This window comes from Nocardia sp. NPDC004260 (genome assembly GCF_053603155.1).
Genome location: NZ_JBSGEZ010000050.1, coordinates 55,411 through 58,719, shown reverse-complemented (window position 1 = coordinate 58,719; position 3,309 = coordinate 55,411). Strand labels below are relative to the sequence as shown.

The following is a 3,309-nucleotide window of genomic DNA, read 5'->3' as shown; positions in this document are numbered from 1 at the left end:
TCGGGCTTCCTGCAGGACTACCCGATCGAGCAGTACATCCGCGACGCGAAGATCGACTCGCTCTACGAGGGCACCACCGCGATCCAGGCGCAGGACTTCTTCTTCCGCAAGATCGCCCGCGACCGCGGCGTCGCGCTCGCGCACGTCGCGGGCAAGATCCGGGACACGGCGCAATCCAGTGTGGGCAACGGCAGGCTCAAGACCGAGAAGGTGCTGCTGGCCACCGCGCTGGAGGATGTCCAGGACATGGCGGGCCGATTCACCCAGCACCTGATCGCCGCCCAGCAGCAACCCACCGAGTTGTACAAGATCGGACTCAATTCCGTCCGGTTCCTGCTCGCCGTCGGCGATCTCCTCATCGCCTGGCGTCTGATCGTCGCCGCCGAGATCGCGGCCGCGGCCTTGGATGCCGAGCCGGGCGGCGGAGACCGCGCTTTCTACGCGGGCAAGATCGCCGTCGCGTCGTTCTTCGCCAAAACTGTCCTGCCGCACCTCAGCGCGGAATGGTCGGTCATCTCCGACGTCGACATCAGCGTCATGGATCTCGACGAAGCGGCATTCTGATCCGGCTCGGACCGCACGATCGCACCGGCCACCGCATTCGATGCGGTGGCCGGAATTTTCGCCCACTGACAGCCGTGCCCGCGTCGTCTAGCATTTTCACTGTGCCGTCGCAATAATTTCCGCACCGCGGCACCGCTCGTCGGCACGGTGGCACCGCATGCGTTCATTCGGTAATCGGGCCGGCGTCCAGTCCGATCCGCAGGACGGAGGGCGGGTAGATGTCACTGGAAGAATACAAACGGGGAACAGCTTTTCCCGGAATCATCGGGCGAACGACGGATGTGTCGAATCCCGCATGGCCACAACCGGTACGGGCGGCGCCCGGCGCACCGAACTTGGTGTTCATCGTGCTCGACGACACCGGATTCGGACAGCTCGGGTGTTACGGCAGTCCCATTTCCACGCCGCATTTCGACGCGTTGGCCGCAGGCGGGCTGCTGTACAACAATATGCACACGACCGCGTTGTGCTCACCGTCGCGTTCCTGTCTCATCACCGGGCGTAATCATCACGCCAACGCCATGGCGGGCATCACGGAGATCGCCACCGGGTATCCGGGCTACAACGGCAACATTCCATTCGAGAACGGATTCCTCTCGGAGATGCTGTTGCAGCACGGCTACAACACCTACATGGTCGGCAAATGGCATCTGGTGCCGTCGGAGCAGGAATCCGCCGCAGGGCCCTACGATCGTTGGCCGCTCGGGCGGGGCTTCGAGCGGTTCTACGGCTTCCTCGGCGGCGACACCAGCCAGTGGTATCCGGATCTGGTCTACGACAACCATCAGGTCGAGCCGCCCGCCACCCCGGAAGACGGCTACCACCTGACCGCCGATCTGGTGGACAAGGCGATCTCCTTCATCGCCGGTGCCAAACAGGTCGCTCCGGACAAGCCGTTCTTCTTGAACTTCTGCACCGGCGCCACACACGCGCCGCACCACGTCCCGAGGGAGTGGGCGGATCGTTACCGCGGCCGATTCGACGGCGGCTGGGACGCCTATCGCGAATACACGTTCGACCGGCAGCGCGAACTCGGTGTTGTACCACCGGACGCGCGGCTTTCGCGCCGTGACCCGGATGTGCCCGAATGGGCTGCGCTGTCCGCCGACGCACGCCGCCTGGCGGCGCGAATGATGGAGGTCTACGCCGGATTCCTCACCCATACCGACCACCACATCGGACGACTGCTCGACTTCCTCGACCAGATCGGCGAGCTGGACAACACCCTGCTCATGCTCGTGTCCGACAACGGCGCCAGCCCGGAGGGCGGGGTCACCGGAACCACGAACGAACTGCAGTTCTTCAACAACGCCCAGGAACCGATCGAGGACAGCCTGCGCGCCATCGACGAGCTGGGCGGTCCGACCACGTTCAACCACTATCCGTGGGGCTGGACCTGGGCGGGCAATACTCCCTTCCGGCGGTGGAAACGCGAAACCTACCGCGGCGGCGTCAGCGATCCCTTCCTGGTCCACTGGCCTCGGGGCATCACCGCACAGGGTGAGATCCGAACCCAGTACGCGCACCTGATCGACATCGTTCCCACCGTTCTCGACGCTTTCGGCCTCGAACCGCCGGACACCATCAAGGGCGTATCCCAGTCCCCCTTGCATGGCGTCGGTTTCGCCCACACTTTCGACGATTCCACCGCGGCGACCCGGCACCACACGCAGTACTTCGAAATGCTCGGCCACCGAGCCATCGACCACAACGGCTGGCGGGCCGTGTGCCCCTGGCCGGGCCCGTCCTTCGCCGAAGCGGACCGGCCGTTCGGCACGCCGATCACGGCCGATGACCTCGGCCGCCTCGACGCCGACGATTGGGAGCTCTACCACGTCGCCGAGGACTTCGCCGAGACCCGTGACCTCGCCGCTGAACGTCGAGACAAGCTCAACGAGATGGTCGCCCTGTGGTATGTGGAAGCAGGCCGCTACGACGTGCTGCCGATCGACGGCAGCGGATTGCAGCGCCTGCTCGCCGAGCGCCCGCAGATCACGCCCGCGCAGACCCGATACACCCTGCGCCCGGACACCGAGACGCTGCCCGCGGCCGTCTCGCCGCGGGTGCTGAACCGCCCGCACAGCGTCACCGCCGAAGTGGAGATCCCATCCGGCGGCGCCGAGGGCGTCTTGCTGTGCCAGGGCACCAATGCCGGAGGCTGGACCTTCTTCGTCGCAGACGGCCACTTGCACTACGCCCACAACTACGTGCGGCGCACCGTGCACCGCGTCGCCTCGACACGAACCATCCCGGAAGGCCGCCACGAATTGCGCTTCGAGTTCGAACCCACCGGCGCACCGGATTTCGGCAATGGAAGGGGCACCCCCGGCACCGCCCGGCTCTACATCGACCGCAGCCCGGCAGGCGAAGCCGATTTCCCGTTCATCACGCCGGTCGCGTTCAACCCCGGTGGGATGACTTGCGGCGCCAACCCGGGCTCCGCGGTGGTGCCCGACTACCGGCCGCCCTTCCGGTTCACCGGCACGTTGCGCACGGTCGTCGTGGACCTCTCCGGGGAACTGACGACAGACGCCAAGAGCGAGATGCGCATGCACATGGCTCGGCAGTAACCGATACCGTGCCCGCCGCGCTCTCCAGCACCCGGGTCGTCGCCACACCCGCGACCGTGGGATCCGGCTGTCCTCGACAGCGCGCGGGAAGGGCGGCGATCCGGCACGGGAACAGCCTGGGAGAGTGTCCGCAGGCTGTTCCTCTGCCGGGATGGAACAAGACGGCGCGGGACCG

The 3,309-nt window shown here is 66.2% G+C and carries 2 protein-coding genes; both read left to right on the top strand.

All coding sequences use genetic code 11. The annotated features are described in order from the left end of the window. Window positions 1-564, top strand: a 564-nt coding sequence (locus ACWEO7_RS26020) for an acyl-CoA dehydrogenase (RefSeq protein WP_452426917.1), incomplete at its 5' end; no start/stop codon positions are given. A 218-nt stretch (window positions 565-782) separates the two neighbouring features. Further along, the gene (locus ACWEO7_RS26015; protein WP_452426915.1) at window positions 783-3,134 is read left to right on the top strand and encodes an arylsulfatase; all 2,352 of its coding nucleotides are present in this window, start codon (window positions 783-785) and stop codon (window positions 3,132-3,134) included. Window positions 3,135-3,309 lie beyond the last annotated feature (175 nt).

Coding starts and splice junctions, on each gene's coding strand:
- ACWEO7_RS26015 (WP_452426915.1), top strand. CDS start 783: ATGTCACTGGAAGAATACAAACGGGGAACAGCTTTTCCCGGAATCATC.